Annotated in this window: 9 protein-coding genes and 1 pseudogene; 5 read left to right on the forward strand and 5 right to left on the reverse strand. The window is 63.6% G+C overall.

Annotated features, from left to right (window positions below):
* Positions 1-2: 2 nt before the first annotated feature.
* On the reverse strand, positions 3-596 hold the full coding sequence (locus tag NKH12_RS15995; protein WP_352954021.1) for a helix-turn-helix domain-containing protein: 594 nt from the start codon (positions 594-596) through the stop codon (positions 3-5).
* 278 nt (positions 597-874) lie between these two features.
* On the opposite strand from NKH12_RS15995, the gene NKH12_RS16000 reads away from it, so the two are divergent.
* The gene (locus NKH12_RS16000) at positions 875-1,585 is read left to right on the forward strand and encodes a nitroreductase (protein WP_502910802.1); all 711 of its coding nucleotides are present in this window, start codon (positions 875-877) and stop codon (positions 1,583-1,585) included.
* Positions 1,586-1,603: 18 nt separating this feature from the next.
* Here NKH12_RS16000 and NKH12_RS16005 read toward each other — a convergent pair whose 3' ends face one another.
* The 4 genes from NKH12_RS16005 to NKH12_RS16020 are packed head-to-tail and all read right to left on the reverse strand — an operon-like array spanning position 1,604 to position 6,756.
* Positions 1,604-2,206, reverse strand: a complete 603-nt coding sequence (locus NKH12_RS16005; protein WP_352954023.1) for a sarcosine oxidase subunit gamma — start codon at positions 2,204-2,206, stop codon at positions 1,604-1,606.
* Positions 2,199-5,192, reverse strand: coding sequence for a sarcosine oxidase subunit alpha (locus NKH12_RS16010; RefSeq protein ID WP_352954024.1), 2,994 nt, complete (start codon positions 5,190-5,192; stop codon positions 2,199-2,201). Before NKH12_RS16010 ends, NKH12_RS16005 begins: the two co-directional genes overlap by 8 nt.
* Positions 5,189-5,485, reverse strand: coding sequence for a sarcosine oxidase subunit delta (locus NKH12_RS16015; RefSeq protein ID WP_352954025.1), 297 nt, complete (start codon positions 5,483-5,485; stop codon positions 5,189-5,191). The genes NKH12_RS16010 and NKH12_RS16015 overlap by 4 nt, the downstream gene beginning before the upstream one ends.
* Before the next feature lie 11 nt (positions 5,486-5,496).
* Positions 5,497-6,756: a sarcosine oxidase subunit beta gene (locus tag NKH12_RS16020; protein WP_352954026.1), complete on the reverse strand. Its 1,260-nt coding sequence runs from the start codon at positions 6,754-6,756 to the stop codon at positions 5,497-5,499.
* Positions 6,757-6,974: 218 nt separating this feature from the next.
* On the opposite strand from NKH12_RS16020, the gene NKH12_RS16025 reads away from it, so the two are divergent.
* The 4 genes and pseudogenes from NKH12_RS16025 to NKH12_RS16040 all read left to right on the forward strand — a co-directional run bounded on the left by NKH12_RS16025 (position 6,975) and on the right by NKH12_RS16040 (position 13,159).
* Positions 6,975-9,464: a mechanosensitive ion channel domain-containing protein gene (locus NKH12_RS16025; protein WP_352954027.1), complete on the forward strand. Its 2,490-nt coding sequence runs from the start codon at positions 6,975-6,977 to the stop codon at positions 9,462-9,464.
* A gap of 168 nt (positions 9,465-9,632) precedes the next feature.
* The gene (locus NKH12_RS16030; protein ID WP_023798910.1) at positions 9,633-9,896 is read left to right on the forward strand and encodes a hypothetical protein; all 264 of its coding nucleotides are present in this window, start codon (positions 9,633-9,635) and stop codon (positions 9,894-9,896) included.
* A 266-nt stretch (positions 9,897-10,162) separates the two neighbouring features.
* Positions 10,163-11,591 (forward strand): annotated as a pseudogene (locus NKH12_RS16035) (UbiA family prenyltransferase).
* 2 nt (positions 11,592-11,593) lie between these two features.
* Positions 11,594-13,159, forward strand: a complete 1,566-nt coding sequence (locus NKH12_RS16040) for an FAD-binding oxidoreductase (RefSeq protein ID WP_352954028.1) — start codon at positions 11,594-11,596, stop codon at positions 13,157-13,159.
* Positions 13,160-13,234: the final 75 nt, after the last annotated feature.

The raw sequence follows: 13,234 nt of genomic DNA on the forward strand, positions 1-13,234 counted from the left end.
GTTCAATAAACAGGTGGCGAAACCACCCAGATGACTACCGCTGGCTCCGCTCCAGGATTGCGCCAGCGGAACGGCTTGCCGTCGAAGCGAAAAGAGTCGCCCTCACCAAGCCGGTGCCAGACGCCTGATATTTCGATATCGAAGCTGCCGGAAGCGACATATCCGGCTTCTTCCGTCGGCCGGCGCGCCTCGGTCTTCAGCTCAGCACCCGGCGCGAAGACCGAACGCAGCATCTCGAAGCTACCGCCAAGATCGGGCGAAAGAAGCTCCTCCACCAGGCCGGAATCGCTTGTGCCAAGCGTGCGGCGGCTGCCGGCGCGCACGACCGCGCCGCGCTCGTTCTCAACGGGCACGTCGTGGCTGAAGAACAGGCTGACAGGCACGCCGAACAATTCCGCGAAGGCTCTGAGATCGCTGAGCGATGGCATCGACAGGCCGCGCTCGACCTGACTGACCCAGCCGACGGAGCGGCCGAGCTTCAGGGCGATCTCGGTAAGCGTCAGACCGCGCGCCCGGCGCAGCGCCCTGATATCGCCGGCCAGCAGCCGTTCGCGGTTTTCCTGCTCCGATCGGACGGCGGTTGAGGGCAAAGCCATGGTGAAAATTTCTCTGGTGAAAAATTAGGAGCAAATTTCATGAGAGGTCAAGTTCGTGAAAAAATCAATAGGATTTTCATGAGGCCACAAGATTTGCTTGCGCCATTTTGGCGGTTCAGGCAAAGGCTCGGCCACGAACGGCGAGTGAGGGCGCCCGGTCGAGGCTTGCGATAGAGCGCCACGCGTGAAATTGGACCCGTAATGGTGCTCTCTCATTTTCTGGACGGCGCATGATCCTTTCCGGAATCGATTCCGGATTTCGGGTCACGCGCAAAGGGATGCCCATGCTGGACAACAGGACTACAATTAAAGATGGTGCAGCGATTGTAGACGAGGCGATCACGTCGCGCCGTTCGGTCCGCGCCTTTCTGCCCGATATGGTCGACGATGAGACGATCCGCGCCATTCTCTCGGTTGCCGCGCGTGCACCTTCGGGCACCAACATGCAGCCTTGGCGGGTCTACGTCACCAAGGGTGAGGTCAAGCAGCGGATCACCGACGCCATCCTCAACTCCGGCATCCGCGCCGAAAAGGCCGAGTGGGACGAATATCGCTACTATCCCGACCAGTTCTTCGAACCCTATCTCACCCGGCGGCGGGCGAACGGCTTCGGCCTCTACAGCGTGCTCGGCATCGGCCGGCGTGAGGTCGACAGGATGCGCGCGCAGCACGACCGCAACTTCGTCTTCTTCGACGCGCCGGTCGGCATGATCTTCACCGTCGACCGGCGGCTGAACAAGGGGTCGTGGATCGATTACGGCATGTTCCTGCAGAACATCATGGTGGCGGCGCGGGGCAGGGGTCTGCACACTTGCCCGCAAGCCGCCTTTGCACCCTATCACAAGCAGATCAGGCCGGTGCTCAACATTCCCGACGAGGAGATCGTCGTCTGCGGCATGGCGCTTGGCCGTGAGGACACATCCAAGCCCGAAAACGAGTTCCGCACCGACCGTGCGCCGTTAGAGGAGTGGGTGACGTTCGCCACGTGAGGCAACGATACGCCGTCTCTACTGCACCTCGTAACCGACTTCCTCGCTGGCATGGCAGAGCGCCTTCCAGAACGAGCGCGCAAATGAGCGGAATACATAGATGTCGAACTGGTCGGCGCCGGTGCGCTGGATCTGGGCGAAGACGTCATGATGCATGGTCGAGCGGCCGGCACCGACCGGGAAGGCCGGCAGCGCGAAGTCGATGGCGAAGAATTTCGCCAGCACCCATTCGGCCTTCGGTCCGGCGATGCGGATCGCGGTGCGGCCGTGCGACAGGTCGGTCACCGTGCCGATCGCCGGGGTGACGACATTGCCAAAGGCCGATGCCAGGCCTTCTGCCTCATCGACCACAGTGAATTTTCCAGGCGCAAAGCCGAACACCGACCTCACGCCGTCGATGCTGCCGGCGCCGGCGCCATCGGGCAGTGCAAGGCCGGTAACGGTGCGGATACCTGATATCAACTCCTTCTCCTGGCCCAGCCAGGCAGCGAGCTGCAGGATCGATCCCGGCCTGGTTTCGGAGAGGATGACCTCGATGCCGTGTTCGAAATCGCCGTGCGAGCCGGTACGCAGTTCCGGCTCAAGCGGTGCCGGCTCAAGCGGTGATTGGCGCTCAACCATGCATGCGGCTCCCGTCCGGATCAAAGAAGTGGTTGGAGACGATCTCGACCGGGCCGAACCGGTTGCGCAGGGGATCGGAGATATGGGCGCGCGAGCCGCGCCGTGCCTTGCCGTCCTTGACCAAAGCGAGCGCGATGTACTTGCCGAGTGCCGGCGAATAACAGCAAGCGGTGATGTGGCCGATGGAATCGTGCGGGTTGGCTTCGTCAAGCGCCTCGACGATGTGCCCGCCGCCGTTGAGCGGCTGGTTGTCCAGCGAAATCAGGCCGACGAGTTCCAGACGGCCGGGCGCAATCAGGCCCTCGCGATCCATCATCGCCGAGCCGATGAAGGGCTTCTTCTTGGACAGCATCCAGTCGAGATGCAGGTCGCGCGCCGTGGTGCGGCCGTCGATCTCGGCGCCAGTGACGTGGCCTTTCTCGATGCGCATCGTGCCCAGCGCCTCAAGCCCGTAAGTCACCAGTCCGAACGGCTTGCCGGCTTCGATCAACGCTTCCCAGACATGGGTGCCGTACCCGGCGCCGGAGTAAACTTCGAAGGCCATTTCGCCTGAGAAGGAAAGCCGGCAGATCATCACCGGCACGCCTGATATCTTGCCGTGCACGATGCCCATGAAAGGCAAGGTGGCGTTGTCTACCGCTGTTCCGGTGACGCAAGCAGCAAGAATGGCTCGCGCCTTTGGCCCGCCGATCGCCGCACCCGCCCATTGGTCGGTCACCGAGGTGACGTGGACCTTCAGCTCCGGCCAGATGACGTCGAGGAAATATTCCAGGTGCTGCATCACCTTGCCGGCATTGGCAGTGGTGGTGGTCATCAAGAAGTCCTGTTCGCCGAGCCGCCATGTCGTGCCGTCGTCGAAGGCGAGGCCGTCCTCGCGCAGCATCAGCCCGTAGCGGGCCTTGCCGACGGCCAGCGTCGAGAACATGTTGGTGTAGACCCGGTCGAGGAATTCCGCCGCGTCCGGGCCCTGCACGGCGATCTTGCCCAGCGTCGAGACATCGACGATACCGGCGCTCTCGCGCGTCGCTCTGGCTTCGCGCACATAGGCCTGCTCGATTGTTTCGCCTGAAAGCCCGTAGATCATCGGGCGATACCAGAGGCCGGCCGAGTACATCGTCGCGCCGTTGGCGACGTGCCAGTCATGCATCGGCGTCAGCCGTTCGGGCCTCAGGTCGCCGAAACGCTCGGCGGCCAGCGAGCCGATCGACACGGCCGAAAAAGGCGGACGAAAACGGGTCGTACCGACTTCGGGGATCGGCTTGCCCAACGCTTCGGCCATGATGGCTAGGCCGGCTATGTTAGAGCTCTTGCCCTGGTCGGTCGCCATGCCGAGCGTTGTGTAGCGCTTCAGATGCTCGACCGAGATGAAGCCTTCGCGATGCGCAAGCCGCACATCCTCCGCGGTCACGTCGTGCTGGAAATCGACGAAGCTTTTTCCATCGGCCCTGATCTCGAACACCGGTGCCGGATCGGGATCGCCTGGGACGGCTTCAACGACCGGCAGGGCGGCTGGCGTACCCGTTCCGCCCGCCGCGGACAGGCCGGCGGCGCGGCCTCCGGCGATTGCCTCGGCGGTGGAAAAACTGCCGGTGAATGCGCCGGCGCCGATCCACTGCTGCGTCGGCTTCGGTGGCAGGAAGGCCTGTCGGGCGGCATTCCATTCCGCCTTGCCGCCGGCCTGGCTGGCCAGATGGATGGTCGGCGACCAGCCGCCCGACATCAGCAGGCAGTCGGCTTGGATGCTGCGCGCCTCGCCGGCAAGCGCGCCGTTGACCATGTCGAAGCGCTGCACCTTGATGCCGGACAGCGCCTTGCCGCCTTCGGTGGCGACCACGGCGTGACCGAAAAGGATCTTGGCCTCCGCTTCATCGGCGAATTCGCGCATCTCGCTCGAAAGCTCCGGCCGCACGTCGACGATGGCGACGATCGCCGCACCGGCCTTTTTCAGTGCAAGGGCGGAGCGATAGGCGCTGTCATTGTTGGTGAAGAGCGCAATCTTGTTGCCCGGCAGCACGCCGTACTCGTTGGCGTAGCGCTCGGCGGCATGCGCCAGCATCACGCCCGGCCGGTCGTTGCCGGGAAACACCAGCGGCCGCTCGAAGGAGCCGGTGGCCAGCACCACCGATTTGGCGCGGATGGTCCAGTAGCGATGGCGCGGTTCGCCCTTGCCGGGCCTCTCCTTATGATCGGTGACCCGTTCGAGCGCGGCGAGCGTGTTGCCATCGTAGTAGCCCCAGACCGTGGTGCGCGGCAGCAGGCGGACATTGTCATAGCCTTCGAGCTGCCCGGCGGCTCGCGCTGCCCAATCGGCCCCGGGCATGCCGTCGATCGTCTCGCCCGACCAGTTGGCCGAGCCGCCGAAATGCGGTTCGAGCTCGCTGAGGATCACACGCGCGCCCTGATCGGCGGCGGCCCTGGCGGCCATCAGCCCGGCCGGACCGGAGCCGACCACCAGCACATCGCAGAAAGCGTTCATGCGCTCGTAGCGCGTCGTGTCGGCAGCGGTTCCGGCGCGGCCGAGACCGGCGGCGCGGCGGATGAAATGCTCGCAGAACATCCAGAAACGCGTGCTCTTCAGCGGGCCGATCGCGGGTCCCATGAAGGTCTTGTAATAGAAGCCGGCGGACAGAAGCTTGCCGCCGAGCTGGTTGGCGGCGCTGACATCCCAGGCCAGCGATGGAAACCGGTTCTGGCTGACAGCGGTCAGCCCGTCATAGATCTCGACCATGGTGGCGGCGATGTTCGGCTCGCGAACCTCGCCCCGCAAGACCGTCACCAGGGCGTTCGGCTCCTCGACGCCGGATGTCAGCACGCCGCGCGGGCGGTGATATTTAAACGAGCGCCCGAACAGTGTGACGCCATTGGCCAGCAATGCTGAGGCAAGCGTGTCGCCGGCATGCCCGGTGTAAGGCGCCCCGTCGAAGGTGAACCGGATGGTTCGCAGCCGGTCGATCCGGCCACCGGCATCGGTGCGGCGCGGGCTCATGTCTTGCCCTCCGTCTTGTGCCGAGCAGCGACTTTATGGTCGCCGCGCGCAAAGGCGACGCTGGAGATCTCGTGTGTCAGCGTGTTGCGCACGACCCTGAGATGGGCGCGGCAGCCGCCGGAATGCTGCCAGATCTCATTGTGGTCGCCCGCCGGGTTCAACCGATCGTAGACATAAGCGTTCCAGGCATCGAGGTTCTGCGAGGCAGGCTGAGGGCGCTCGCGGTTGCCGTCACCCTGATAGGTGAACTCGATGACGTCGCGCGGGCCGCAATAGGGGCAGGTGATGAGCATCGATGTCCTACCTAATGCAGCCGCGGCGTTGCGCCCTGGCCCTTGTCGTCGATCACCAGGCCTCGGTGGAAGCGGTCGAGCGTGAAGGGCGCGTTGAAGTCGTGCGGCTCATCCTTGGCGATGGTCCAAGCAAAGCACCAGCCGGAGGCCGGCGTCGCCTTGAAGCCGCCGTAGCACCAGCCGCAGTTGAGATACATGCCCGGCAGCGGACCGGCGGTGACGATCGGCGAACCGTCCATCGACATATCGCAGACGCCGCCCCAGGAGCGCAGCATGCGGACGCGGGCGAGACCCGGAAACAGCGCCAGCATCTCGCTCATCACCTCATCGACAACAGGCAAACTGCCGCGCTGGGCGTAGCTGTTGTAGCCGTCGAGGTCGCCGCCATAGACAAGGCCGCCCTTGTCCGACTGCGACATGTAGAAATGGCCCATGCCGAAGGTCAGGACGGTATCGATGAACGGCTTCAGCGACTCCGTCACGAAGGCCTGCAGCACATGGCTCTCGATTGGCATCGTATCGATGCCGGCGAGCCGCATGACTTGCCCGGTGCTGCCGGCCACCGCGACCGCCACTTTCCTGGCGCGGATCTCGCCGCGCGACGTCGACACGCCTGATATGCGGTCGCCATCGCGCAGGAAGCCGGTAACTTCGCAATTCTCGATGATGTCGACGCCACGGCGGTCGGCACCGCGCGCATAGCCCCAGGCGACGGCATCGTGGCGGGCGGTGCCGGCGCGCCGCTGCATCAGGCCGCCGACGATTGGGAAGCGCGCTGTGGCGGAGACGTCCAGCGCCGGCACCAGGCGCGCGATCTCGGCCGTGGTCATCAGTTCGGCGTCGACGCCGAGATGGCGCATGGCGTTGCCGCGGCGGGCAAAATCGTCGAGCTGGGCGGGTGTGTGCGCGAGATTGAGGCAGCCGCGCTGCGAGAACATGACGTTATAGTTGAGGTCGTGCGACAGGTTCTCCCACAGCTTCATCGAATGTTCGTAGAAGCGCGTGTTGGCAGGCAGCAGGTAGTTGGAGCGAACGGCTGTCGTGTTGCGGCCGACATTGCCGGAGCCGAGCCAGCCCTTCTCCAGCACCGCGACATTGGTGATGCCGTGCTCCTTGGCGAGATAATAGGCGGTCGACAGGCCATGGCCGCCGCCGCCGATGACGATCACGTCATAGGAGGCCTTCGGGGCCGGCTTGCGCCAGGCCGGTTTCCAGTCCTTGTTGCCGGTCAGCGCGTTTTTGAGAAGCGAGAAGGCCGAATATTCCGCCATTCTTCTTGTTATCCGTTCTGGCTTTTTGTCGTCCGTTTTGGGCGATGCGGCACACTATAGAGCAGGCCGCTGCCGCAAAGCCAATATTGCGCCATTGCTTTTCGACTGGCCGACTCCGAAATCGACGGGCAGAGCGGGACGGCTTGCTCCCTGGTATGAGCGTCTTTATCAAGGACGAGCTTTAGAACGCCTTGCCGCCTGTGAGTCGCCAAACGATCATGCTTTTCCGACTGCTCCGCTTCGTTCTGGTCCTGGCGATCGTTGCCTCGGCGCCGCTGTCGCTTGATGCGGTGGCGCAGGGGCTTGACCAGGCTGCCTCCGGAGTGGTCGCCGACCAGCAGAAAATCCTGCAGGACCTGACGACGCGGACCGACAATTTCGAAAAGAAAATCCAGGAAGACGGTGACGACGACGCCAGCCTCGTCGATATCCGCCTGCAGCTCGAGGAAATGTCGCGAGGCGCGCTGAACAGCGCGCTTGCCTTCCGCCCACGCCTTTCGGAGATCAACGCAAGGCTCGATCAGCTCGGGGCGCCGCCGGCCGCGGGCCAGCCACCCGAACCCGACATCGTGACCAGCGAACGCCAGGCGCTGGCGTCCGAAAAGGCCGAGATCAATGCTGTCATCGCCGCCGCGCAAAATCTGTCGATCCGCATCAGCAGCCTCATCGACAGGATCGCCAACATGCGCAGCGAGCTGTTTCGCAATCTGCTCACAAAGCGCTACGTGCTGTCCGATGCGTTGAGCCCTAAGGTCATTTCCGATGCCAACGATGAATATGCCGGCTTCTACAAGGCGGTGTCATCGTGGCTGACCTTCGCCTTCAAGTTCAAGTTCCAGGCCGTGCTGGCCGCGACCTTGACGGCACTTTCCCTGGCGGCGGTACTTTTTGTCGGTGGGCGGCGCCTGTTCGGGCGCGTCTTCGAAGCTGACCCTTCCGTCGAAGATCCCTCCTATCTCAGCCGGCTGTCGGTGGCGTTCTGGTCGACATTGCTGCCGACGCTGGCGGTTGGCGTCTTCCTGGTCTCGACCGTGTTCTTTTTCAACTACTACAATGTATTGCGCGGCGACATTGGCGTTTTCCTGAATGCGCTGGTCGCGGTCATCGCGGTCGTGTTCTGCGTCAACCGGCTGGCCAATGCGGCGCTGGAGCCGCAGCTGCCGAACTGGCGGCTGATACCCGTTGAAACGGGTCCGGCCCGCTGGCTGGTGCGGCTGACGACCGCCATGGCGGTGGTGATCGGCGTCAACAATTTCCTGTCGGTCGTCAACGACAAGATGGGCTCGCCGCTGTCGCTCACCATCGCCAGAAGTTTTGTCGCCACCCTTATCGTCGGCGTCATCTTGATCCTGATGGGGCTGCTGAAACCGTTCAAGGCCGCTGACGGAAGCTGGCGTCCCTGGCCGATGTGGCTGCGCTACACGGCCGTCGCGCTCGGCGTTTTCACCATCGCCACGGCGCTGCTCGGCTATATCGGCCTCGCCATCTTCGTCTCGCTGCAGGTCGTGGTCACCGGAACCATTCTGGTCACCGCCTACATTGGCTTCCTGTCGGCGCGGGCGATCAGCGAGGAAGGCGGCTTTGCCAACACGTCGATCGGGCGCTGGCTATCGACCAATTCCAGTTATGAGGAGTCCGCGCTCGACCAGCTCGGCCTGGTTGTCAGCGTCGCCATCAACCTGATGATCGTGCTGGTATTCCTGCCGCTGATCCTGTTGATGTGGGGCTTCCAGCCCGGCGACATCCAGGCCTGGGGCTACAAGCTGGCGACGGGTCTCACCATCGGCTCGGTGACGATCTCGGTGACCGGCATCCTGACCGGCATCATTGTCTTCATCATCGGCTATTTCCTGACGCGCTGGTTCCAGGGCTGGCTCGATGGCTCGGTGATGGCGCGCGGCAAAGTCGATACCGGCGTGCGCAACTCGATCCGGCTGGCGGTCGGCTATGCCGGCGTGGCGCTCGCAGCACTCGTCGGCGTCTCGGCGGCGGGCATCGATCTCTCCAATCTGGCGCTTGTCGCCGGCGCCCTGTCCCTCGGTATCGGCTTCGGCCTGCAGAATGTCGTCTCCAACTTCGTCTCCGGTCTGATCCTTTTGGCCGAGCGGCCGTTCAAGGTCGGCGACTGGATCGTCGCCGGTGATATCAGCGGCACGGTCAAGAAGATCAGTGTGCGCGCAACCGAGATCGAGACGTTTCAGCGGCAGTCGGTGATCCTGCCCAATTCAAACCTGATCAACAATGCCGTCGGCAACTGGACGCATCGCAACAAACTGGGTCGCATCGACATCAAGGTCGGCGTCGCCTACGGCAGCGACGTCAAGCAGGCCCATGCTGTCCTTTTGGAGATTGCGCGCGGTCATCCGCTGGTGCTGAAAAATCCCGAACCCTTCGTGCTGTTCACCAATTTCGGGCCGGCCGCTCTCGAATTCGAAATCCGCGTGTTCCTGGCCGACGTGATGAACGGCAACATCGTACAGAACGACATCCGGTTTGCCGTCCTCGATGAGTTCGCCGATCAGCATATCGAAATTCCGTCGGCGCCGCGCGCCGTCGTCGAGACCAAGAAGCATGAGGCGTGGCCGATCGACGACGACAAGATCGAAGTCGATTTCGCCGAACAGGAGCAAGCGAAGGCGGAAGCCGTGGCCGAGGCGAAACGCCTGGCTAGATCCGGGCGTAAGGTCCGCAAGCCGGATCCCGATTAGGATCCATCAAGATTCAGCTGATGCCGGCTCTCGGCACAGCGAAAAGCAATTGCGGCATGAATGCGGCATTCAGTTGCCGTTCAGCTTGCATCTCATATAAGCTCACATGCAAAGGGCGAGAATGCCTTGCGAAATGCAACAGAGGCGGTGGAAACACCGATACTGCAAATGTGGAAGTCTCTCGTCGCCGCCATCGCCTTTCTTGCCGTGGGCGGTTCAGCCTTCGCCGCCAGCGCGACCAACAAGGACGCCGAGACCCGCACACTGGTCGTGACCGAAGGCGGTGGCAAGACGGAGCTGGCGCTGGCCGCCGGCGAAACGGCGGAATTCTGCCCGACCGGCTGTTTCGTTACCATGCCGAATGGCGACCTCGAGGCGCTGACCGGTTCGGAAACGATTGAAATCTCGGGCGGCGTCGCCCGCATCAAGTAACCGCGCCAAGCAACGTTGACGACTTGTTTTCGAAGGCCGGGCAACTGCCCGGCTTTTATCGTTTCGGGTCATCGAAACTTAACGATGAAGGGGAAATACCGTCACGCAAACCAGGCCAGGCTGGGCGTTTTAACGTTCGCTGCGCTGTTCCCCGTTATATCGGGCCGAAGACGCCGAAGCACGGCGCGGGTTTTGGATCGGCGCATGATCCTTTCGGAAAGATCGGTTTTCGGGGTCATGCCCGCTTTTAGGCAGGGCAACGGAAAATGGACGCGCGGTCGGACAGGAACGCAATCCCGCTTGCGGTCGATCTCGACGGCACGCTGATCGCGACGGACCTGTTGTGGGAAGGCCTGTTCATCCTTCTCAAGAAGAATCCACTCTATTTTTTCCTCGTGCCGTTCTGGCTTGCCGGCGGACCGGCGCGGTTGAAGCAGGCCATCGCTCAACGCGTCGACATCGACCCTGCGTCGCTGCCGCGAGGCGCTGCTTCAGCGCCTTCGCATTGAACATGGCGAGGGCCGCCAGATCGTGCTGGCGACCGGCACGCCGCGCAAATTCGCCGAGGCGATCGCAGGACATCTCGGGATATTCGATCGCGTCCTGGCGACCGACGGCCCCCACAACATGACCTCAGGCAGAAAGCGCGCCTCGCTTGTCGCCGCCTATGGCGATGGCGGCTTCGACTATGCCGGCAACAGCCGGCACGACCTTAGGGTATTCGACGCCGCGCGCGCGGCAATCGTCGTCGCGCCTGACCGCCATGCCGCGCGCTGGCAGTCCACGCACGGTGCCGAAATGATGCCGGCTCCGAAGCCGACTTTCAGAACCATCGTCAAGATGCTGCGCGTTCATCAGTGGCTGAAGAACTCGCTGATTGCGGTCCCGATGGTGCTGTCGCACGAATACTTCAACGCCGACATGATCTGGAAATGCCTGCTGGCATTCGTATCGTTCAGCGCAGTCGCTTCCGCCATCTACATCCTCAATGATTTCTTCGATCTCGCGCTCGACCGCAAACACCTGACCAAGCGCAACCGGCCATTCGCCAGCGGCGCGCTGTCGATCCCGTTCGGCCTCGGTTCCAAGATGGTGCTGCTGGCAATAGGCGTTGGTGCAGGGCTTCTGCTGCCGATCGAATTCATCGGCGTGCTCGGCGGCTACATAGTCATCACCACCGCCTATTCGCTGTCGTTCAAGCGCATGCTCCTGATCGACGTGCTGACGCTGGCCGGTCTCTAAACGATCCGCGTTCTGGCGGGCGCCGCGGCGACCGGCGTCGACGTCTCGTTCTGGCTGCTGGCCTTCTCGATCTTCTTTTTCCTGTCGCTGGCGCTGGTGAAGCGTTTCGTCGAGCTGCGCACGACCGCCATTCCGGCCGGCGAACGCATTGCCGGCCGCGGCTACCGCACCGAAGACCAGGAGATCGTCGCCCAGGCGGGCATGGCCTCGGCCTTTTCCTCGGCGCTGGTGCTGGCGCTCTATATGGACAGGGGTGCGGTGCGCGAACTCTATCCGCACCCCTGGCTGGTCTGGCCGCTGGCACCGATCGTGCTCTACCTGACCATACGCGTCTGGATTCTCGCCCGCCGCGACGAGATGCATGACGATCCGGTCGTCTTCATCATCCGCGACTGGCGCAGCCAGATCGTCGTGCTCATCGGCGCCGTGTTTCTGGTCGCCGGAGGCTGGTAGGCATGGCGGGGGAGCGGTTCCAGAGCTTTGGTCTTGCCACGCCACCGGCACTCGATGTGATCCCGACGGATGACGCTGTTGCGCTGCTGAAGAGCGGCAAGGCGACAAGAAACGCTTTGCTCGCCTACGGCAACGGCCGCTCCTATGGCGATTCCTGCCAGAACGAGGCCGGCATGGTCGTCGACATGCGGCCGCTGAACCGTATCCGCGCCTTCAATGCCGAGACCGGCGTGATCGAGGCCGAGGCCGGCGTGCTTCTGTCCGATATCATCGCCCATGCAGCGCCATACGGCTTCTTTCCGGCGGTCATTCCGGGTACGCAGTTCGTCACGCTCGGCGGCGCCATCGCCAATGACGTTCACGGCAAGAATCATCACCGGCGGGGCACCTTCGGCTGCCACGTCGAATCCTTCACGCTGCTCAGATCGGATGGACGGACCCATTACTGCTCGGCCACCGACGATGCACGCCTGTTTGCGGCGACGATCGGCGGCATGGGGCTGACCGGACTGATCCTGTCGGCGTCGATCCGGCTGACGCGGGTGCCATCGCTCGACATCGTCGAGACGGCGACGCCGTTCCGCGACGTTGGCGAATTCTTCGAGCTTGCCGAAGCGGCCGACCGGGCCAACGAATACGTCGTCGCGTGGATCGACCAGCTTGCCGGCGGCCACAGGCGCGGGCGCGGGCTGCTGTTCACCGGCAATCACGCCGAGCATGGCTCCCATGCGGCTTTGCGTGCCGGCGCGAATCTTTCGGTGCCGTTCCAGCCGCCGTTCAACGTGCTCAACCGGCCGTTCCTGACTGCCTTCAATGCCGCCTACCGGTGGAAGAAAGGCCGGTCCACGGCGCCGCGCCAGGTCGGCTACCAGGTTTTTTTCTTTCCGCTCGACGGCGTCGGCAACTGGAACCGGCTCTACATCGCGCTGCTCTGGCTGCGGTCCGAAGGCGCGCTGGCGCTGGCGCCGGTCGCCGGCGCGGTGCTGATGATGGCCGAATTCGGCGATGCGGCGCGGGCTGCGACGCCGGATCTGTTGTGCTCGGCGCTGTTCCTCGGCGGGCTTTTTGCGTATGTGCGCGGTCGCGAAGTGGCCACCGCAACCCTGCTCTTCCTCGCCTTCATGGCGCGGCCCGACAACATCGTCTTTCTTGCCATCTTCGCCATACTGCTGGTCGCCTTCAGGCAGAGGGCGTGGGGCGAGCTGGCGGGCTTTGCCGCTTCCCTGGTCGCCTATTTCGCGATCTCGCACTGGGCGCAGCATCCCGGCTGGTGGCCGCATCTGTGGTTCTTCAGCATCGAGCAGCATTACAATATGGACGGCTTCGATCCGCCGTTCTCGGCTGTCGCCTATCTCCGGGCTTTTGCCGCCTCCCTGGTCCGCGCCATCAGCCTGAACAGCTGGGTCGGCGTCTCGGTGCTGGCGCTGGCGGGGTGGTATGCAGCCAGTCGCGCCGGCTTCAAGCTCGACCACCGCGCCGGCATCCTGTTGCGGCATTGGTCCTTGGCGTGCTGGCGAAGTTCGCCGTCTTCCCGATCCACGACACCCGCATCTATTTTCCCAATCTGATCCCGCCGTTCCTGCTGCTCGCCGGCCCCTTCATGGCGCTGTGGGCGAGCATCAAAGGGTGTCGCCCCGCAGTGT

This window comes from Mesorhizobium sp. M1322, from assembly GCF_040318085.1.
Classification (GTDB): Bacteria; Pseudomonadota; Alphaproteobacteria; order Rhizobiales; family Rhizobiaceae; genus Mesorhizobium.